Below are 19,816 nucleotides of genomic sequence, written 5' to 3' on the forward strand. Positions count from 1 at the left end.
TAAGATTGGTGTAATCCAGTATTCGTGATTTTGTTTGATGTTTACTGCGTGTTTCCCTGAGCAGCTTAGAATATAGATTTCTGAGCCAGATTTTGTCCCAGAACAAGGGAATTTAGAACGATGGAAGTGCAAAAGAGTCGGGAGCAGGCACAAAAGAACCTTACCTGGTGGTAATGCTACTAAAAAATGATTTCAGGGAGGGGATTGTCAGCCAAATAATCGAATGGCGGCGTTTTTATCCCTGAGTCGTTTTAGCTTGTGTCGATGTCGATAGGCTTCAAGATAAAATTCACTGCCAGCAGCGTGATGAAAACAGCTTTCAAATTGAGTGGTGAGTTCTTGCCAGTGTTCAGGTTTGAGGTTGAGGCGTTCCAATATTGCGGGTGTTGATTCTTCAATTGCGCCGCGTTTATTGGGTAAGATAGCTCTGCCCGTGATATCAACCAACTCCAGGTAATCGGATAAGTGAAAGGGCAAGCCATGAGGCATGTCCTCTTTGATATTGCCAGCAAAAGGTGTCAGATATTTAGGTGTTTTTCCTGCTTTGGCGGCATTGATGCGATATTGAATACTGGTATGGTCGGATTCTTCCGGTGTTTCAGCCATTTTGGCTCTGATGGGGTTTAAATCCACGTAGGCCATGCAGGCTGCAAGCGCGGCTTCATCCAACAAAGCCTGCGATTTGAATCTGCCCTCCCAGAAACGACCTGTGCACTTATCTTCCTTATTGGCTTCTCTGGCTATGTATTCATTCAGGTAGCGCATAAACCAGCTGATATCCGTCAGCCGCTGCCGCCATATATCTGCGGTTTCTTCAACGGTGAACAGCTGAGATTCATGCATTTGCATTCGTTGTTCCGGATTCAAATACTGGTGACTCAGTAACGTACCGTGACTAAGCCTGTGCCAGCGGCGAATCACTTCTTCGGTATCCCAACCGTCAGATAAATCTTTGTGAATATGTAACACCAGATGGGTGTGATTGCTCATCACTGCATAAGCACAGACATCAATGGCAAATATTTGAAACAGAAAGTGAATACGGTCTTCAACCCACTGGCGACGGTGTTCATAGCTAACACCGGTTTGTTTGTCTTCACCGCATAAATAGGCTCTGCGCACACAGCGGGAAACACAGTGATAATAGGGTGTATCTTCAAGGCAGATTTGCGCCTTCCTGGCTTTTGGCATGTTAACTCCTCCTGAGTCTGCTGAATGAAGCTTCTATTTTGCACAAATATGAGTGTTTGGAAACTGTACTGAAGTACAGTTATGATGGCTGTCCACGGAAACTCCTCTGAAGTACAGTTATGATGGCTGTCCACGGAAACTTTCAGAAACTCCATGATGGCTGTCCACGGAAACTCTATATGATATAGAACAAAAAATTTAGTTCTGTTATTCCTGTATTTGCGGGCTTTAACATTAAGGATTATCCGAATCTACAATGAACATTTTTTATATATAATCCTTTCCCCGGGCGTCACTCTTGGGTGTCTGATACTATTCACACAGGACTTATTTTTCTGAACATCGATACAGAATTGTCCTGCTCAATTAACTCTTGTTTTTGAAAGGATAAATGATGAGCGAAGCTGCAAAGGCCGTTATTGAAAAGTGGATGAACGCTGTTAATCATGGCGATGTTGAGGGCTTAATTAGCTTATATGATGAGCAAGCGGTGCTAATTCCAACGTTCTCCAACAGGTTGTTAAATACAACTGAGAAATTGAGAGATTACTTTGAAAGGTTAGGTAGTCGTGAAGGTCTCAGCATTGCGCTACATGACAAAACCTTACAAGTGCAGAATTTGGGAAATGAGATTTATGCGCTAAGCGGAATTTACACCTGGCGATTTGCCATTGATGAAGAGCCATTCGTGTTTGAAGCGCGTTTTAGCTACATGCTCGATTTGTCCAAAGAAAAACCTATTTTGCATCATCACTCCTCGCAAATTCCTCGCACTTTATAAATGATCATTAGCCCAGATAACTATGCTGGGCTACTTTTGAGCAAAATGGTTAACCACACGCCCGACTTTTGACATTTCCGGTGATCGCAGGCATAACTTGTCAGAGATAAAAATAACAATTGCAGGAAAAATACAATGTTGGAGCTTATCTGGCACCTCAGTTACATGTCAGTTCTGGTATTTGTTCTGGGCTACTTTCTGCATTACCACGCCTTTAAACAGGGTCTGGCAGATGACAACGACAAGGTAAAAACCGACGCCTTAAAAAAGGGGCCGGATGGTGAGGAAAAGGATTACAAAACCGGGAATGGTTTTTTGGACAAATGGCTGGATTTCGGCGGTGGCTATTACGGAATCATTGCCTTTATCCATCTGATTTTTATCGAATTTAATGAGGTGAAAGAGTTTGTTCTGGGCTGGACAGGGCTGGATGAATTCCTGCAGGAACTGAGCTTTAATACCCTGGTGAACATCATCATCGAGCAAATCATGAATTTTGTTTATGCCATTTCCTGGCCAGCACAATATTTCAACAAGTTTAATCTGCTGCAAATCGCGATTTTTATCGCGTTAACCTATGTGTTTTATACGCTGTCCAGAAAGTTGGCTCGCTCAAGGTTAACGGTTTCCGGCTAATCTCTGTCTACATACTGTGCGACTTTGTCGGTGATGTGCCAGCTCTTGCCGTCATAAATCAGGTTGAGGTAATCAACATAGCCCTTTTTCTGCTCTTTGCCCCAGCTGAATTCTACCGTTGCATTGGCTGCAAACCCGGTGGTTTTCATATCAGTGATCTCGATGTTGGCGTCCCACTGATTGCCGGTATTCACTAATTCTGCAAAAGCATCACGGGTGAAATTTTGGTAGGTGCCTTTATCGTTGTAGTACTGAATGGAAGCAGATTCCGCAAAGGCCATTTCCACATGTTTTCCCGAACCAGTTTTTACCGCTGTAATGTAAGTATTAACGGCCTCTTCCGGGGTTTTAAAACCGTGGGCCAGTGCCGAACAGGATGTGAATAACAGAACTGACAGTCCTGCGAGGATTGAAATTCGGGACATTGTGCCAGTTTCCTTGCAAGGATAAAGGTCTAAAGACTAGTTGTTTTACCCAGCGGAAACAAGCTTTTCAATGGGGTTTCATTTTTTGGCGAATGTCTTCCGGGATGTCCAGGTGCATTAAAAATAAGCCGTCTACATCTGATGCACCCGGTGCAACGGGATCGCTTTCCAGTGTATCGACAATAGCTTGCTCTTCAAGATTTTCTGTAGATTCATTTTGCACATTACCCATGACTGCCTCCCAAAATACGACTAAAAAAACATCATGTGATACTTAGTTATCGCCCATTTTTGAGATATCTGCAGTTATACTTTAGGCCAATTAATGCCAGTGCCACGAATGAGTGGAGCTCTTTTCGTGTGCCCTGGCGTGATTTATTACCGGTTTCGGGAGTTTAGTTGCTCATCCTGCTTCTACATGTCTTCGTGAGGACCAAACACCTCGTAGTGAATGCGGTTGCTGGCCACACCCTGATTTAACAGTTGCTGTTTGGCAAAGCGCATAAAGCCTACCGGGCCACAGAGATAAAAATCGGCCTGGCCAAAAGGAAGTCTTACCTGATCAAAATTCATCATGCCCTGAAAAGCTGTTTGCGACTCTTCTTGTGCATACCAGGTATAGGTTTGCCAGTTTTTCTGCTCCACCAGTTCACGGGTACGCGTCAAAAAACTGTGTTGCTGTTGGTTTTCACAGGCGTGTAAGTAATACACCTCATGCTCGTATTTAACCGCTGCCAACTGTTCCAACATTGCCTGCATGGGCGTCACTCCGACACCCGCAGAAACTAACACCACTGGGCCATTGCGATCCTCAAAGTAGAAATCACCGGCAGGGGCATGACACTCAATGATATCGCCTTCCTGAATAACGTCGTGCAGATAATTTGATACTACCCCCGGCACATCGCCCTGTTCTCGTTTTACAGAGATGCGATACCTGCTGCCATTGGGTTTATCGGACAGGGAATACTGTCGTATTTCGGTGTAGTCATGATCGGGAGGCGTCACTTTTATACCCAGATACTGGCCCACTTTGTATGCCACTACCGGTTGATTATCTTGTGGGATTAAAGTGAAGCTCTTCACCAGTTGTGATTCCTGTTTTATTGTCTGCACTACAAATTTTCGTGCGTCCTGCCAGCCACCTTGCTGATTGCGTTTTTCAGCGTAGAGGTGGCTTTCGCGGTAAATGAACATATCCGCCAAAAAGGTGTAGGCTTCGCGCCAGGCTTCTTCTACCTCGGCTGAAAATAACTCGCCGGTTAGTTCTCTGAGGGTTTCAGTCAGGTGGTGACCCACAATCTGGTACATCTCTGGTTTGATATTGAAGCTGGTGTGCTTGTGGGCGATGCGTTCTACGGCCGATTTCAGCACTTCGGGTGTTTCGATGTTTTTTGCATAGGCAGCAATGGCAGAAAACAAAGCCAGCTTTTGCTTACCAGACACCTGATGGCTCATGTTGAAGATATGCTTCAGCTCCGGGTGCTCCAGGAACATACGGCGATAGAAGTGATCTGTCAGTGCAGGACCGGTTTCTTCCAGTAGCGGCGCCAGACTTTTAATTATTTCGATATGCTGTTGAGTTAGCATGTTTACCTCTTGGTTTGAGTTTGTTTTGGAGAAAGTAGAATTGCTGTGTATGCGCTTAAAAACAGCAGCATTGCGGCAATCCACAACAAGGTGCTTATTTGCCAGGCCAGAACCGTGTGGCCGAGCATTGGTAGCAGCGCACGAGTAAGCGCGGCGATAGCCATCAGTAACAATGCTGCTGATATCCGAGGTTTTGGTGTTAATGGTCTGCCGGTGTGCCCTAAAGACACGCGACTCATCATGGCGAGGATCATCAAACCCATAGCACCAATTGTGATCAGGTGTACAGCGGCGCTTAAGGGCAGTGTTGTGTGCAAAAAGCTCATTCCGGCCAGGAGCAGCCCCATTGCTAACAACCAATAAGCCAGATGCAGTGACCACAGTAATGGCCGACTTAAAATGCCCGGATTAAACCAGAGGGCAAGTCTAATAAAATGCAAAACAGCTGCGCTGATCAGCAAGGGCGCTGGTGATAATGGTAATGCTGCGAAATAGCCAGTTATAAAAATCACAATGCCAGCGGTGGAAAGCAATAACAGTAGTTTGTCTATGTAAGGAAAGTTCCTGATTTTTATCAGGCCAATACCGCGTTCCGTAAAAAAAGGGATTACTCGACCTGCGATTATGGAAATCAAGAGAGTGAACATCAGCACCATAGAACGTCCCAGGTGCAGTGCCAGTTCGGTGAAGCCATTAACATCCGCCAGCAACAGCGCCAGATTGAGCGTAGCCATGATCAGGAAGATGGTAACAAGCAAATAATTGCGTCGGTTGCCGGATAAAAACAATAATCTCGAAAAGGCGAAAATTGCACAATACCACCACAGACCCTGAGCAATTGTCGCCCACAGTAGCGTCGTGGGGGTATTAATCCAGAATCCAACCCGCGCCAGCAACCACAAGAGTGTCAGCAAGATCAGCGGCGTACCATGAAGACTGCGTAATCCCGTCCAGGTCTGTACTGCGGTTAAGGAAAAGCCCATAGCCGCAATTGCGGCGAAGCCAAACAGCATTTCATGCAGGTGCCAGACGATCGGAGACAGGCCATTGCCAGGTAGTGGCCACCAACCGCTGAGCATCCCTAACCAGGTAAGTAAAGAAACGCTGGAGCTGATGGCCGCTAACAGGAAACCGGAACGAAAAGCCAGCTCCCAGAGTGGCCTTTGAGCCATGTGATTTGCGGCAATATTGTCGCTTTTGCCCAGTTCAGGAAGTGTTGCCATGGCGTCACACCTCCATGCCTAGATGCTTGCGTCCAACGCAGCGCATTACATAGCCGATTTTAAATAACCCCGGCAGTATCATGGAGCCTATGTGTGCGGCAATCTCAACCGGTAATGGCACCAGGTGATTAAACTGATAACCAATTAAAATAGCGATAATAAAAACACACAGTGATATCAGCATCAGGTTGTTGCCGACCTTAAGGCAAAGCTTGAAGTTGCGCAGATTGACTGCATCGGCATCCTGTTCGGGTGCTATTGTTTGTAGAAGTGATGTGGCCATGAGACAACCCCTGCGATATGTAATTTACCTGGTTATTCCAAGTCTCATGCCAAAAATAAAAAACGTTAAAAATCAGCGTTATAGTGATTTTTCAAGTAATTCAATTGTAATTAAAAGGTTATATTGACCTATGTGTAAATGGGTTATAATGACCTAAATAGGTTAATTGGTGCTTTTATGGAGCTGACATCTGAAACGCTTTTAGACTTCGCCACTGCTCAGGTGGCTGGCTTGTCCAATCATGACCGCTTTGAGCAACTATTAAACACCCTGGCTGGGTTAATATCCTGCGATGCCATAGTGTTATTGGCGTTACAGGGAGATTCTCTGAAGCCTTTAGCTCAAAAAGGATTAACCCTGGATACTCTGGGACGACGATTTAATATTGCTGCTCATCCCAGGTTCACTGCCATTGTGGAATCTCATGCTCCAGTGCGTTTTGCCGCTGAAAGTCCACTGCCTGATCCCTACGATGGCTTGTTGAGCGGTCACAAAGGTAATTTGCCAATTCACGCCTGTATGGGGATTCCGCTCTTTTTCGCTGAGTCCCTGATTGGCGTATTAACCTTTGACAGCCTGACGCCTTCAGCATTCGATGAATTGCCGGAGAACAAATTACAGATCATCGCCGCGATTGCGGCATCGACACTAAAAATTGCTCTGATGCTGGAAGAGTTGGAATTTAAAAACTCCCGCAGTCATTTGCTGGTAGCTGAATTAAATCACGAGAGCCTGGCGCGGGAAGGCAATGAAATCATCGGCACGAGTTCTGTGATGCAAAGACTTAAAAAAGAGATTAGCCTGGTGGCTGCTTCGCCTTTTAGTGTTCTTATTCTTGGGGAAACCGGCGTAGGTAAAGAACTGATTGCCAAGCACTTGCACCTGCAATCTGGTCGTGCCGATAAACCATTGGTTTATGTCAACTGTGCGGCGTTACCCGAAAACCTGATAGAGAGCGAACTATTTGGCCATGTTAAAGGGGCCTTTACCGGTGCAGACAAAGACAGAGCCGGAAAGTTCTTACTGGCGGATGGCGGCACCCTGTTTCTCGATGAAATTGGAGAGTTACCCCTGACCGCGCAAAGCAAGTTGTTACGTGTTTTGCAGTCTCATGAGATTCAGCCGGTAGGCCAGGACAGTATACAGCATGTAGATGTGCGGGTGTTGGCCGCCACCAATCGGGATTTAGCCGAGGAAGTGGCTGGCGGACAATTTCGCGCTGATCTGTATCATCGACTCAGTGTCTATCCCATTCAGGTGCCTGCCCTCAGGCAACGCCGGGAAGACATCGGACTGTTGGCTGGCTTTTTTGTGGAACAATCGCGGCGCAAATTGGGTTTGAAGCAGCTCAACCTGAGCGCTGATACCTTAGATTATCTTGAGCAATATCAGTGGCCCGGCAATGTTCGGGAGCTGGAACATGTGATTTCACGGGCAGCGCTAAAAGCCAGTTACGAGCAGCACAATCACCATATCATTTCGATACAGCCAGCGCATTGTAGTGATTTAAATTCAGGCTCTGAACTGCATCAGCGCGATGCTGATAAGAACGCTATGAGTGATTCTCAAACCCCGGTGCAATTGGATATAAAAATACAAACGGATGCTTTTCAGCGTAATTTGATCAAGCGCACTTTGACCCAGTGCAAGGGCAATTGGGCGGCCACTGCCAGACAACTCAACACTGACCGCTCTAATCTGGTACGCATGGCCAAACGCCTGGGAATTGCAGTACAAAAACAGATTTTAAGCTAAGTTTATAAGGGATGAGTTTCTGATAAATCTAGCGCTGCAGTAAAAAGACTCAGATTTGAGTTTTTTGCAGTGTTAACTATATTTTTAGAGTATTGGCAGTGCCTGTTTGGATACACCAGATTCGGTGAACCTGATATGACTATTAAGGTCAGGAGGTCGTTTATGCTACTCAGTGTTGACTCGTTGAACCATTACAATATTCAGGCTTCTGATGGCGATATTGGTGAATGTTATGATTTGTTGTTTGACGACAGGTTTTGGACCAGCCGCTTTCTCGCCGTGGACACTCACCCCTGGCTACCATTGAGTCACAAGGTTTTAATCAGTCCGGTTTCTATTACAAACATCGACCCTGAAGAGCAGGAAGTCTATCTGGATCTGGATAAAGAACAGGTTAAATCAGCTCCCTCAACCGATACCAATGAACCTGTCTCTCGGGAGTTTGAACGCGAATACTTCAATTATTTTGGCTTTGGTCATTACTGGGTGGGGCCGGGAGCATGGGGTGAATATGCATTTCCCACGGCGCTGGTAAATAACCCATCAGACAGTGCCGAAGAAGCACAGCAAGAAACTCCAGAGGACGAAGACGTCAACCACTTGCGCTCGGTAAAAGAGTTGCTGCACTACCTGATTATTGGCGCTAATGATTCAAAAGGTCATGTCCAGGATTTCATTATCGACACTGACACCTGGTCAATTGTCTATCTGGTGGTGGATACCCGTGACTGGTTTCCAGGTGGACGCAAGGTATTTATGTTGCCGGAGCACATTCTCGAAATCAGCTGGGCAGATCAGGCCCTTAAAACACCACTCTCAGTTGAAACTATAAAATCTCTGCCTGAGTACCAATCCGATTCACTCAATGATGAGGGCTATATGCAACAGGTTAATAGCGTGTTGAGTTCAACCGTTGGTGGCCAGACAGGTATTAAGTAACACCTCTGCGGGCTAAAGCGCTGATAGCCTTCGGTAAAAGATATTTACCAGATTAGATCCTACTGACACATTCTGTCACTACTTCGGGAGTATGATGAGTGCGAATTCATCATCACCTCAAAGGAGAATATTATGATTGGTTATGTGACATTAGGAACAACAGATTTACAAAAATCCGGCGCCTATTACGATGCTTTGCTGGCAACCATTGGTGCCGGGCGCTTTATGGAGGAAGACAATTATTTTATCGCCTGGTCCAAAGGCGAGAATGAACCTGCCATTTCAGTAACCCTGCCTTTTAACAAAGAGGCCGCTACGGTCGGCAACGGCACCATGGTGGCTGTGGTTTTAGAATCACCAGAGCAAGTAGATGCCTTTTACAGCAAAGCGATAGAGCTGGGTGGTAGTTGCGAGGGCAAACCAGGTTTCAGACCGGAAGGCGCCAATGCTGGATTTTATGCAGGTTACTTCCGTGACCTGGATGGTAATAAGCTCAACGCCTTTTGTATGGTTCCAGCCGCTGCCTAATGGCAATCTTGGCTTCAGTGTATTGATATCACTTTTCGAGGGGGGAGGTTCCTCCTTCGAATTCAGCTTGTGTTCCCGTTGGCAACTGAATAATAGTTGGTAATTGATTTTACAAGCCGACCTGTGAAGATCCGAGATTCGCAAAGGAGACGTCGTGATTCGTTTGGCCATTGATAAGGATTGTAAGTGCCTGGCTGCTTTGTCAACACAAGTGTGGCTAGAGACTCACGCTAAGGAAGGACTAACTGTAGAACACGGCGATTATGTTTTTTCAAATTTTACACCTTCCGCCTTTAATGAACTGCTGGATTCGCCGCAGCACAGGGTCTTTGTTGCTGAACAAGACAACGCATTGGTGGGTTTGTCAGTCGTTAATTTACATTCATCTTATGAATTACAAGATCTTGGTTTTGAGATTGAACGCTTGTACATACACTCTGAATTTCGAGGGCGCGGTTATGGTCGCGAAATACTGAGGACTATCTCCTCTGAGGTTGGCAACAGATTTTGGCTCTATACCTGGGTTAATAATGCATCCAATACTTTTTATCAGCGTTTGGGGTTTAAATACATGGGGATGCGCAGTTTCTATTTTGGAACGCAGGAAATAAATAACAATGTTTATGCACATGATGGATTTTCTACTTAGTGTGCAACAGTTTGCTTTCGCACGATGTTGGAGTAACCCAAAGGCACTTCGTGATACTATCCCACGCTAATGTTCGCAAGCTAAGTGTTGTTTACAAATGGAGTTGTTGTGAAGTTTTTACCCGGTATTTTCGTTTTTCTTGCCACGTGTTTTGTTGCCTATGCTCAAGCTCAGGAACCAAAGGCATTTGAAATACCCAGAAGTAAAGTCTTAGAAGTTGAAGATCCCCATTCTAAACGGGTATATCCCCTCTTTATTAAGTTGCCACGCTCATATTATCGGAATAAGAAAAAGTCCTTTCCAGTCATCTATTTAACCGATGCTTTGTATAGCTTTCAAATTGTCTCAGGAGCGACGCGATTTCCGATGAATTCAGGGAAAATGCAAGAAGCCATTATTGTTGGTATTTCTTACTCCAAAGGATCCCGAGGCTCTTCCAGTAGAATTCGAGACTTCACTCATGCAGAAGATCAGAGTTGGGAATATCAAACCGGAAAAGCCAAAGAGCATATGCATTTTATTGAAAAATCGGTTTTTCCTTTCATTGAGAAGAAGTATAGAGTCAATCAGTCCAGGACTTTTGTGGGGAACTCTCTTGGCGGGTTATTTGGAGCTTATATTCTGTTCACTAACCCTGGTATGTTCAATAACTATGTACTAGGAAGCCCATCCGTTTGGTACAAAGACAACAATATTCTCGGTATTAAATCAGACATTAATTTAAACCCACATAAGGTTTTTATTGCTGTTGGAGCCAGAGAAACTCCTGAACACGATTCTCCGAAACACGATATGGTAAAAGGAGCAAGGGAGTTAAAGGCAAAAATATCAGCGCAGCTGTTTCCAAATACAGTCGTAAAATTTCTGACTATTCGTGAGGCAAATCATGAAACCGCATTTCCAACTACTGCGATCCAGGGGTTATATTGGATGTTTAAAAAATCGTGATTATTGTCTGTAGTGGAATTAAGTCCAGTCGTTTAATATGCGGTGCTCGTTTTTTGGCTGTTTACCGGTTCTCCAGTATCTAAAGGTCTGAATAATATGGAATTAATGCCTTATCTACCGGAATTGATTTCGGTCACTTTAATAGCAATTTTTATGGCTATAAGTCCCGGTGCTGATTTTGTGATGATTACCAGAAACAGCATCTTTTATGGTCGGACTGCAGGATTGTATTCTTCTTTAGGCATTAGCTTGGCGATTTGGATTCACGTCGCATACTCCATTGCGGGGCTTGCCTTTATTATTTCACAGTCAATTATCTTGTTTTCAATTATTAAGTACTTAGGCGCTGCGTACTTAATCTACATCGGTTGGCGCACATTTCAGGCCCGCTCTAAAATCGAAGTTGCGCACTCAACAGCGGCTCAGGTAATGTCAAGGTTTACAGCACTTAAGATTGGCTTTATAACCAATGCATTAAACCCCAAAACCACAATATTTTTTCTCAGTATTTTTACTCAGGTGGTTAATCCACAAACTCCACTGTGGTTGCAAATTGCTTACGGCGCCATCATCTCCTTAGCGCATTTCTTGTGGTTTAGTTGCGTAGCCATTTTTCTTAGTCAACCTGCGCTACTCAGTAAATTTCAAGACTGGAAAGTTTATATCGAAAAAGCGATCGGTGCTTTGCTTATGGGTTTTGGCCTTAAGGTCGCCACAACAAGTACTGGTTAAGCGCAATTAATCTTACAATTCTTGCCGCTTCTGCGCCTTTTTCGTCGTTGTAGTCAACCCATGATAGCTGCCTGGCGAGCATTTTCGGTAATCTAAAAATCAAACCCTGATGATTCCTGGGAGGGAAAATGAAAAAATATATGGTGGTAGAGAAATTTAAACCTGGCTGCATTGAGGCAAATTATGAAAGGTATAACACCAAAGGTCGTATGTTTCCCGCCGGACTTCACTATCTTAATTCATGGGTAAATAAAGAATTAAATGTGTGCTATCAATTAATGGAATCTAACAATATTGAACTGTTTTATGAATGGTTTCAAAAATGGGAGGATTTCGTAGAGTTTGAATTGGTGCCGCTTGACTAATTCATTCCAAACAAGACGATCCTGAATGGACTCTGCAGAGTGTGACGGGGGTTGATCCATTTCACACCTTGTCTAACCGCTTGTGAAAGGAGTTAGCCATTGTTGTATCAGATGACACTCAAATGGCTTTAATACAACACTTTCCTGAGGATTTCGCCTGATACATGGCGTTATCTGCTCTTTCCAGCCAGTTTTCGATGTTATCGTTTTTCAGCACTTCGCTGAGACCAATACTACAGCTGACACTGACCCCTTGGCTAAATATGGTGTCTTCTAATTCTGCCTGAAGACGTTGAGCAAAACTCTCTGCTTCGTTTTTTAATGCGCCTGGGCACAAGACCACAAATTCATCGCCTCCCCAACGTCCGATAATATCGGTTTCGCGGGCACACTTTTTCAGTATATTGGAAAATTGCTCTAGCACCGCATCGCCGATATTGTGACCATATTGGTCGTTGAGGTGTTTAAAGTCGTCAATATCAATAAACACCAAAGCACAATCATTGATCCCGCGTTTTTTGCGTTTGATATGTTCTTTGGCTTCAGCAGTTATTTGTACCCGGTTGTACAGATCGGTTAGCGGATCGTGCGTGGACAGGTAATGGAGCTTGTCGTTTTTCTTTTTCAGTGCTGATTGCAGACTTTCCAGCGCGTTGTTTTTTTCTTGTATCCGGTCGCGATAACGCACCACTATGGAATGCCGGATCCCCAAAATAATCAATAGCGTGAGAATCGGGACAACGACCATCGCCATCAATCCGAAATCCAGTTCACGAATGATTTTGATATTGTTCCAGCGGCGGTAAATTTCGTTGTGTTGTTGTGCCGAAATGCTGTTAATAGCTTCGTTAATGGCTGGCAAGTGTTCTGCGTGAGTCTTACTGATGCCCAGGCGCAGTTCATCATCCAGCCCCATCCAACCTGTGATCCTTAAATCGTGCAAACCGTTGGTCTGTATGTGTTCCAAAATAGTGTGCATGGAACCCACCATGACATCTATGTCGCCAGCTGCTAATAATCGAATTCCTGCCAGTTCGCTGGGCACTTCGTAAATCGGTACTTCAGGAAAGCGGCGCGTGATGTATTCGTGTTGGCGATAGCCCTTTACCACACCCACTTTTTCGCTTTCAATCATGGCAAGATTAGGAATAGGCGTGCCTTTACTATGAGTGATAATGACATTAGGTGCTTTAAAAATAACCTCGCTAAACGCCAGGTATTCAGAGCGATTGGGAGTAATGTTTAAAAATGGAGTGGCATCACAGCGGCCACTTTTTATCATTCGTATTGAATCCAACCAGGATTTTGTTTTGATGAGGTTAAAGCTAATTCCTGCTTTTTCAGTAATGAGATCCAGATAGTCACGAGACATACCTGTATGCTGCCCATTGCGCAGAGCTTCGTAGGGCAACCAATCGGTATCGATACAATAGGTCAGACTAGTCTGTTGTTGACGAGCGGCGATTTCGCCACTGAAGGTGAAGCTCGTTATCAAGCAACTATAAATGAAGGGAATGACTAATCTAATCAACGGCTTTCCTGCCCAATTGTCCAATAGTGGTTTTAGTATAGTACAATTATTGACCGCTTAACCAGAATGATTTTGCGAAAGGCAATAAAATAGCCCTTGCGGTAAAAATAATCAGCGAAGACCGTATAATGTGGTTTTTTCACTATAGGCAATGCTGGTCTACACTGTAAGAAGACTTTCCGGAATCTTGGCAAAAATGTCTGATATTGATGCGCTAAATTTAAAAAAACTACTAGAACACGCACATATCGGCGTGGTTATTCATCGCTGGGATACCTCCATTGTTTACGCTAATCCTACGGCATTGAGGCTTATGCGCTTAACTTATGAGCAAATGATTGGGGTTGATGCTTTTGATCCGCAATGGAGCTTTTTGGATGATGGCGGGCGCAAGATGCTGGTAGAAGATTACCCGGTCAATAAGGTTAAAAGACGACATGATCGGTTAGAAAACGAAATTCTCGGCGTAATTGATAGTAGTAGTGATCACATTAGCTGGTTTTTGGTAAACGCCTACCACGAGGGGGATGCCGGAGAAGAAAACAGTTTTATCGTGGTAACCTTTAACGATATTTCCGACACCAAGCAGTTATTTTCTTTTCAGGATATTGTTGAAAATACACAGGACCTGGTGATAGTTACCGAAGCGGAAAACATTGAATATCCCACCGGACCGAAAATTGTTTACGTCAATAAAGCCTTTGAAAAGCTGACTGGCTATTCACAAAAAGAAGTAATAGGAGAAACGCCCAGGTTGTTACAGGGGGCCTTAACTGACGAAGAGTCCAAAAAACGCATTCACGCAGCCTTGCAAGAACATCAGCCAATATACGAAACCCTTTTGAATTACGATTCAGAGGGGCGGCCTTATTGGATTGAAATGAACATTATTCCGCTGAAAAACAAATATGGTGAAGTTACCCATTTTGCTGCCATTGAGCGGGATATTTCGAAACAGAAATTTCACCTGGAACAATTAGAGAAGCGCAACGAAGATTTGAAAGTGCTTAAACGAGACCTGGAATCACTGGTAGAAAAGCGCACGTTTGAGCTGCAAATGGCCAAAGCGAAATTAGAAAAGTTGGCGTTTTATGACCCCTTAACAAACGTGCCAAATCGCCGTTACTTTATTGATCATGTTAATCGTCTGGTGAAGTCCAGTCAGCGACGACAGGCCTCACTAGCCTTTGGCATATTGGATATAGACGATTTTAAGCAGCTTAACGACAATTACGGTCATGATATCGGTGATAAGGTACTCACTGAACTTGCCCAGATGCTGTTGCATTTATTCAGAGCTGATGATGCCTTTTGCCGTTATGGCGGCGAGGAGTTTGCCTTTGCTTTGACCATTGCAGATAGCAACGAACTCTATGGTTTTTCTGACCGGTTGATTAGCGCCATTCGCAATTTAGAAGTGGTCATTAACGACAAGGAAACACTGGCCATTACGGCCAGCATTGGTATTAAAGTGTGCCAAAGTTACTTAGGTATCGACTTTGAAAAAGAGATGAAGGAAGCCGACATCGCTTTGTATCAATCTAAAAACACCGGTAAAGATAAAGTGACTATCAGCTGATTATTCCTTCTTCTCATCTGTAGTTCTCGGATATTGCCGCATCAAAAGAGAGCCTTTTTTTAATATTGATTTAAGGGTTTAGTGTTTAAAAAAGACTTCTGAATCGACCGACAGGCATTAGTGGGTAGAAGCTATATCAGGAATTAGCAATGCTACCATTAATCAAATCACACCAGGTTACGAGTTAGCTATCTTAAAAAATGATAACAGTGTGTTTTGGTATTATTTTTTTTGAGTATTTGTTTGCAGGCTTGTGAAATTGTGCCAGAGGGCGCGGCTTTATACGCACCTTCTGGCGTTCAATGGTGACAACTAACCAAGGTTAAACTCAAGTGTGCTTTTTAGTCACTAGTAAATAAAAGACAGGCGTTAATAAAAGACCAAACACAGTGACACCGATCATCCCTGAAAACACGGCATTGCCTAGCGCATGGCGCATTTCAGCACCGGCACCATTGGCCAGGACAAGCGGAATAACGCCTGCGGTAAAAGCAAGCGATGTCATCAGAATAGGCCTTAATCGAAGGCGGCATGCTTCTAAAATTGCGGCGTAATGCGATGCTCCACTGGCGTGATTCTCTCGAGCAAACTCGACAATCAGAATCGCATTTTTTGATGCCAAAGCGACGAGCACGATTAGTGCTATTTGCGTGAATATATTGTTATCACCACCGGTGATAGATACCCCAGCCAGGGCTGAAAATATCGTCATAGGTACGATCATAATGATGGCAACAGGCAATCGTAAGCTTTCATATTGTGCAGCCAGCACCATAAAGACCAGCAGTACAACTAACGGAAATACCATTAGCATAGTGTTACCAGCGAGTATTTTTTGAAAGGTGACCTCTGTCCATTCATACGTAATCCCCTTTGGTAAGGTTTCATTGAGAACACGCTCTATTGCCTGTTGTGCCTGATCAGAACTGTAGCCATTAGCTGGAGAACCGTTGAGTTCTGCGCTGATATATCCATTGTAGTGTTGAACCCTGTCGGGACCGACTGTAGGTGTGATATCCAGCACTGAGCTCAATGGCACCATGTCGCCGTTATTGTTGCGTACTTTGAGGTTGAGAATTTGCTCTTCAGTTGCCCGAAATTGACTTTCTGCCTGAGCCGTAACACGGTAGGTTTGACCAAATAAATTAAAATCATTGATATAAGCAGATCCCAGATACACCTGTAATGTTGAAAAAATGTTCTGCAACGGGATACCTTGAATAAACGCTTGTTCTCGATCAATAACAATATTCAGTTGCGGGACCTGGATACGGAAACTGGAAAATAGTCCGCTTAACTCGGGCTGTTTTTTGGCTTCTACTATCGTGTCTTGCAAGGCGTCAAAAAGTATCTCAAAACCATTGTTTCCTCTGTCTTCTAGTTGTAATTTAAATCCCCCTGTTGAGCCCAGACCCAAAATCGGTGGCGGTGGAAACACGGTAACAAATGCTTCATCAATAACACTGAATCTCTGATTCATTATTTCTGCAATGGCACTGGCCGTCATACTTGGTTTGTCTCTCAGTTCAAAATCCTGGAGTGGTACAAAAACGATTGCACTATTTGGGCTATTGCTGGGGCCGTTGATCGAACGCCCTGGGAATGCCACGGTATTGAGGACGCCTGGAATGCTCAGGGCAATATCCTGCATTTCCATCGCGACTTGCTGAGTTCTGTCCAGACTGGCAGCATCCGGTAATTGCGCAATGGCAATGAGATACTGCTTGTCTTGCTGTGGAATAAAACCTCCCGGCACAGAGTTAAATAGCCAGGCCGTAGCACCCATGAATAATAAATATAAGCTGGATACCAGAACTGTTTTGCGGATTAACTTTTTAACTATGCGCTGGTACCGATTTGCATTAGTTTCAAAAATACGATTGAAAGGGGCGAATACCCATCGACCAAACATTGCGTCTAAAAGGCGGGTTAATCTATCCTTGGGCACATTGTGCGGTTTCAGCAACATCGCTGACAAGGCCGGTGATAATGTCAGTGAATTGAATGCCGAAATCAAGGTGGAAATGGTGATCGTAATAGCGAATTGTTTGTAAAATTGTCCGGATAGACCGTTGATAAAGGCGGTTGGTATGAAGACCGCACAAAGCACAAAGGCAATAGCAATTATTGGTCCCGTAACCTCACTCATTGCCAGCCTGGTTGCTTCTACGGGACTGTGTCCCAGGGCAATGTTTCGTTCCACGTTTTCTACTACGACAATCGCATCGTCTACGACAATTCCGATAGCCAGAACAAGACCAAACAAAGACAGGGTATTAATAGAAATCCCTAGCAAGTGCATTGCCGCAAGGGTTCCAATCAGGGAGACAGGTACAGCGATCAAGGGGATTATTGAAGCTCGCCATGTTTGTAAAAACAGCACGACAACAATAACCACTAAAAATATTGCCTCAAACAGTGTATTGACTACGGCGTCGATGGAGCCTCGCACAAACAGCGTCGGATCATAGGCAATGTTGTATTCCATACCTTCTGGAAAATTCTGAGCTAACCTTGCCATTGTCGCCCGTACATCATCGGACAATTGAATAGCATTGCTGCCAGGGCGCTGGAAAACCGGGAGTCCGACGGCGTCCTGGTTGTCCAACATTGCTCTTAGTGCGTAATTCTCTTGCCCAAGTTCTACTCTGGCAATATCTCCGAGTCTTACAATTTCGCCTTTTTCTCCAACTTTTAATACAACGTTTTGGAACTCTTCTACGCTTTCTAATCGGCCCTGTACATTAAGTAGTATTTGAAATGGATTGTCCAAAGAAGAAGGTTGTGCGCCCAAAGCACCTGCGGCCACTTGTTGATTTTGTACTCTGACGGCATTGACGACATCATCAGCAACCAGTTGATTGGCTGCCATTGCATCAGGATCTAACCAGATGCGTAACGCGTATTTAGAGCCACCATTGAGCATGGTGTCACCTACGCCCGGTAACCGCTTCAGCTCATCGAGAATATACATATCAGCGTAATTTGCTAAATAGCTGACATCTTGTTTCCCTTCAGGGGAGTATAGCTGAATGCCCATGGCGAGATTTGGAGAGGACTTTTCGGCGGTAACTCCCATACGCTGTACTTCTTCTGGTAGCCTGGGGAGAGCATTGCTTACTCTGTTTTGCACCTGCACTTGCGCCTGGTCTAAATCGGTCCCCAAGGCAAAAGTGACGGTGAGTGTAAACTGACCATCACTGGTGGCAAGTGAGGAGTGATACAACATATTTTCCAAACCACTTATTTCTTGTTCAAGTGGTGTTGCAACCGTTTCAGCAATTATTTTGGGGTTGGCTCCGGGATAATTAGCGGAAACAACTACGGTAGGTGGTACTACCTCAGGATATTCGCTGATGGGTAATTGCAGTGCAGAGATTGTCCCGACAATCACTAACACCATGGATAGCATGGCGGCAAAAATAGGCCTGTGTATGAAAAAATGTGAAAATTTCATAGTGGCCTCTGGATGTTAACCAATAATTGTTCCGCACCAGGCGTGAGGGAAAATACGACATTAGTATCGTCAATGGAGACGCTATTTGGCCGTACTTTTTCACCGGGGCCCACTCGTCCGGGACCGTTAATAGCAATGACATCGTTGCTGTTTAAGCCTTCTTCTATGGCTCGCAAGTGACCATAGCGATTTCCGAGTTTTACAGGTTTGTATTGCAGGGTGCTGTATTGATCCAGGACCAGCACATAACGATTCGCCAAATCTGTTCCAATGGACTTTTCCGGCACAAGCACTTTGTCTGTGGTTTGGTGTGTTGCTACTCTGATACGGGCAAATGAACCTGCTTTTAGGTCTGCTGCTTCGTTATTGAATACAGCCCGAACCCGCAGTGTACCTGTGGATGGATTGATACTATTATCGATGAAGTCAATCCGGCCTAAGATAGTTTTTTGGCTTTCGGATATACTTTGCAGTTCTGCCACCAATAGCTGTTGGTTTGTGGTACCGGAATAGTGTCTGGCCCATGTGCGTTCATCGATATCTATATAGGCGTACATGGCATCGTTCGACACGATTGAGGTTAATATGGAGCTACCGGCAATAACCTGGTTGCCTTTGGTTAAATTGGCACGGGAAACTATACCGTCGATCGGTGAAACTACGGATGTAAACTCTAAATTAAGACGCGCTGCGTCTAGTTGTGCGTGCAATGCGTCAATTTGAGCTGATTGTTGTTGAGTTATGGATTGTCTGGCCTGAAGCTCTTCAGCAGAAATCGCATTATCTTTCGCAAGGGAAACGGCGCGACTATATTCGTTTTGTGCTTGTGCAAGTCTTGCCTGTGCGCTCGCTATCTGTGCTTCTAAGTTGGTTACCTGGGTTGTAAATGGCCGGGCGTCGAGTGTAAACAATACTTCTCCTGCTCGAACAGAACTGCCTTCCTCAAATTTCACCGTTTCTATTACGCCAGATACCCGGGGCGTCAACATGACCTGTTCGGGCGCTACCAGTCGAGAGGTAAAGGTGTGCCAACGCTGAGTCGGCTCGAATAATACTTTAGCGACCTCTATTGCCTGAGATTCTTCTACTGGCATGGTATCTGGAACATGACAAGCCTGTAGAATCCCCAGGGCTCCTGTAAACAGCAAAAGTTTGGCGTATTTTTTCAAAACAGAGTCTCCTCATTAAATTAGTGGCAATGATA

19 protein-coding genes are annotated in these 19,816 nt (G+C 44.7%); 10 read left to right on the plus strand and 9 right to left on the minus strand.

Translation table 11 applies throughout. The features are described from left to right. Positions 1-207 precede the first annotated feature (207 nt). Positions 208-1,191: a transposase gene (locus ACXAD8_RS17265; RefSeq protein ID WP_475231202.1), complete on the minus strand. Its 984-nt coding sequence runs from the start codon at positions 1,189-1,191 to the stop codon at positions 208-210. A 391-nt stretch (positions 1,192-1,582) separates the two neighbouring features. Between ACXAD8_RS17265 and ACXAD8_RS17270 the strand changes: the two genes are divergently transcribed. Then, on the plus strand, positions 1,583-1,972 hold the full coding sequence (locus ACXAD8_RS17270; protein ID WP_475231204.1) for a nuclear transport factor 2 family protein: 390 nt from the start codon (positions 1,583-1,585) through the stop codon (positions 1,970-1,972). Between the two features lie 135 nt (positions 1,973-2,107). Then, the gene (locus ACXAD8_RS17275) at positions 2,108-2,608 is read left to right on the plus strand and encodes a hypothetical protein (RefSeq protein WP_475231206.1); all 501 of its coding nucleotides are present in this window, start codon (positions 2,108-2,110) and stop codon (positions 2,606-2,608) included. On the opposite strand, the gene ACXAD8_RS17280 is transcribed toward ACXAD8_RS17275, so the two are convergent. The 5 genes from ACXAD8_RS17280 to ACXAD8_RS17300 form a co-directional block, all read right to left on the minus strand. Beyond that, the gene (locus ACXAD8_RS17280) at positions 2,605-3,033 is read right to left on the minus strand and encodes a nuclear transport factor 2 family protein (protein WP_475231208.1); all 429 of its coding nucleotides are present in this window, start codon (positions 3,031-3,033) and stop codon (positions 2,605-2,607) included. The two genes, ACXAD8_RS17275 and ACXAD8_RS17280, sit on opposite strands and share 4 nt — an antisense overlap. 67 nt (positions 3,034-3,100) lie before the next feature. Next, the gene (locus ACXAD8_RS17285; RefSeq protein ID WP_475231211.1) at positions 3,101-3,265 is read right to left on the minus strand and encodes a hypothetical protein; all 165 of its coding nucleotides are present in this window, start codon (positions 3,263-3,265) and stop codon (positions 3,101-3,103) included. 182 nt (positions 3,266-3,447) lie between these two features. Then, a complete protein-coding gene (hmpA, locus tag ACXAD8_RS17290; RefSeq protein ID WP_475231213.1) occupies positions 3,448-4,623 on the minus strand; it encodes an NO-inducible flavohemoprotein in 1,176 nt (391 codons plus the stop codon). 2 nt (positions 4,624-4,625) lie between these two features. Next, on the minus strand, positions 4,626-5,846 hold the full coding sequence (locus ACXAD8_RS17295) for an NnrS family protein (protein WP_475231215.1): 1,221 nt from the start codon (positions 5,844-5,846) through the stop codon (positions 4,626-4,628). 4 nt (positions 5,847-5,850) lie between these two features. Then, on the minus strand, positions 5,851-6,129 hold the full coding sequence (locus ACXAD8_RS17300; protein WP_475231217.1) for a hypothetical protein: 279 nt from the start codon (positions 6,127-6,129) through the stop codon (positions 5,851-5,853). Between the two features lie 177 nt (positions 6,130-6,306). On the opposite strand from ACXAD8_RS17300, the gene norR reads away from it, so the two are divergent. The 7 genes from norR to ACXAD8_RS17335 all read left to right on the plus strand — a co-directional run bounded on the left by norR (position 6,307) and on the right by ACXAD8_RS17335 (position 12,045). Further along, positions 6,307-7,884 (plus strand): nitric oxide reductase transcriptional regulator NorR, encoded by a 1,578-nt coding sequence (gene norR / locus ACXAD8_RS17305; protein ID WP_475231219.1) that lies wholly within the window; start codon positions 6,307-6,309, stop codon positions 7,882-7,884. Between the two features lie 162 nt (positions 7,885-8,046). After that, the gene (locus ACXAD8_RS17310; protein WP_475231221.1) at positions 8,047-8,823 is read left to right on the plus strand and encodes a PRC-barrel domain containing protein; all 777 of its coding nucleotides are present in this window, start codon (positions 8,047-8,049) and stop codon (positions 8,821-8,823) included. A 132-nt stretch (positions 8,824-8,955) separates the two neighbouring features. Further along, entirely contained in the window at positions 8,956-9,351 is a 396-nt protein-coding gene (locus ACXAD8_RS17315; RefSeq protein ID WP_475231223.1) for a VOC family protein, read from the plus strand. A 154-nt stretch (positions 9,352-9,505) separates the two neighbouring features. Then, positions 9,506-10,000, plus strand: a complete 495-nt coding sequence (locus tag ACXAD8_RS17320) for a GNAT family N-acetyltransferase (RefSeq protein WP_475231225.1) — start codon at positions 9,506-9,508, stop codon at positions 9,998-10,000. Between the two features lie 108 nt (positions 10,001-10,108). After that, complete coding sequence (locus ACXAD8_RS17325) at positions 10,109-10,948, plus strand: alpha/beta hydrolase (protein ID WP_475231227.1); 840 nt, start codon at positions 10,109-10,111, stop codon at positions 10,946-10,948. Positions 10,949-11,044: 96 nt separating this feature from the next. Continuing rightward, positions 11,045-11,680 (plus strand): LysE family transporter, encoded by a 636-nt coding sequence (locus tag ACXAD8_RS17330; protein WP_475231229.1) that lies wholly within the window; start codon positions 11,045-11,047, stop codon positions 11,678-11,680. A gap of 128 nt (positions 11,681-11,808) precedes the next feature. Continuing rightward, positions 11,809-12,045, plus strand: a complete 237-nt coding sequence (locus ACXAD8_RS17335) for a DUF3303 domain-containing protein (protein WP_475231231.1) — start codon at positions 11,809-11,811, stop codon at positions 12,043-12,045. A 118-nt stretch (positions 12,046-12,163) separates the two neighbouring features. Here ACXAD8_RS17335 and ACXAD8_RS17340 read toward each other — a convergent pair whose 3' ends face one another. Further along, the gene (locus ACXAD8_RS17340) at positions 12,164-13,576 is read right to left on the minus strand and encodes a diguanylate cyclase (protein WP_475231233.1); all 1,413 of its coding nucleotides are present in this window, start codon (positions 13,574-13,576) and stop codon (positions 12,164-12,166) included. Positions 13,577-13,772: 196 nt separating this feature from the next. Here ACXAD8_RS17340 and ACXAD8_RS17345 point away from each other — a divergent pair, with 196 nt between their 5' ends. Next, entirely contained in the window at positions 13,773-15,155 is a 1,383-nt protein-coding gene (locus ACXAD8_RS17345; RefSeq protein ID WP_475231235.1) for a diguanylate cyclase, read from the plus strand. A gap of 328 nt (positions 15,156-15,483) precedes the next feature. Here the strand turns inward: ACXAD8_RS17345 and ACXAD8_RS17350 are convergent, their stop codons facing one another. Next, on the minus strand, positions 15,484-18,612 hold the full coding sequence (locus ACXAD8_RS17350) for an efflux RND transporter permease subunit (protein WP_475231237.1): 3,129 nt from the start codon (positions 18,610-18,612) through the stop codon (positions 15,484-15,486). After that, positions 18,609-19,781, minus strand: a complete 1,173-nt coding sequence (locus ACXAD8_RS17355) for an efflux RND transporter periplasmic adaptor subunit (RefSeq protein WP_475231239.1) — start codon at positions 19,779-19,781, stop codon at positions 18,609-18,611. The genes ACXAD8_RS17350 and ACXAD8_RS17355 overlap by 4 nt, the downstream gene beginning before the upstream one ends. Positions 19,782-19,816: the final 35 nt, after the last annotated feature.

It is taken from the genome of Planctobacterium sp. AWH2_060 (assembly GCF_056158425.1).

Excerpts from the sequence above, each read along its gene's own strand:
- ACXAD8_RS17265 (WP_475231202.1), bottom strand. The coding sequence starts at position 1,191 with ATGCCAAAAGCCAGGAAGGCGCAAATCTGCCTTGAAGATACACCCTAT.
- ACXAD8_RS17270 (WP_475231204.1), top strand. The coding sequence starts at position 1,583 with ATGATGAGCGAAGCTGCAAAGGCCGTTATTGAAAAGTGGATGAACGCT.
- ACXAD8_RS17275 (WP_475231206.1), top strand. The coding sequence starts at position 2,108 with ATGTTGGAGCTTATCTGGCACCTCAGTTACATGTCAGTTCTGGTATTT.
- ACXAD8_RS17280 (WP_475231208.1), bottom strand. The coding sequence starts at position 3,033 with ATGTCCCGAATTTCAATCCTCGCAGGACTGTCAGTTCTGTTATTCACA.
- ACXAD8_RS17285 (WP_475231211.1), bottom strand. The coding sequence starts at position 3,265 with ATGGGTAATGTGCAAAATGAATCTACAGAAAATCTTGAAGAGCAAGCT.
- hmpA (WP_475231213.1), bottom strand. The coding sequence starts at position 4,623 with ATGCTAACTCAACAGCATATCGAAATAATTAAAAGTCTGGCGCCGCTA.
- ACXAD8_RS17295 (WP_475231215.1), bottom strand. The coding sequence starts at position 5,846 with ATGGCAACACTTCCTGAACTGGGCAAAAGCGACAATATTGCCGCAAAT.
- ACXAD8_RS17300 (WP_475231217.1), bottom strand. The coding sequence starts at position 6,129 with ATGGCCACATCACTTCTACAAACAATAGCACCCGAACAGGATGCCGAT.
- norR (WP_475231219.1), top strand. The coding sequence starts at position 6,307 with ATGGAGCTGACATCTGAAACGCTTTTAGACTTCGCCACTGCTCAGGTG.
- ACXAD8_RS17310 (WP_475231221.1), top strand. The coding sequence starts at position 8,047 with ATGCTACTCAGTGTTGACTCGTTGAACCATTACAATATTCAGGCTTCT.
- ACXAD8_RS17315 (WP_475231223.1), top strand. The coding sequence starts at position 8,956 with ATGATTGGTTATGTGACATTAGGAACAACAGATTTACAAAAATCCGGC.
- ACXAD8_RS17330 (WP_475231229.1), top strand. The coding sequence starts at position 11,045 with ATGGAATTAATGCCTTATCTACCGGAATTGATTTCGGTCACTTTAATA.
- ACXAD8_RS17335 (WP_475231231.1), top strand. The coding sequence starts at position 11,809 with ATGAAAAAATATATGGTGGTAGAGAAATTTAAACCTGGCTGCATTGAG.
- ACXAD8_RS17345 (WP_475231235.1), top strand. The coding sequence starts at position 13,773 with ATGTCTGATATTGATGCGCTAAATTTAAAAAAACTACTAGAACACGCA.
- ACXAD8_RS17350 (WP_475231237.1), bottom strand. The coding sequence starts at position 18,612 with ATGAAATTTTCACATTTTTTCATACACAGGCCTATTTTTGCCGCCATG.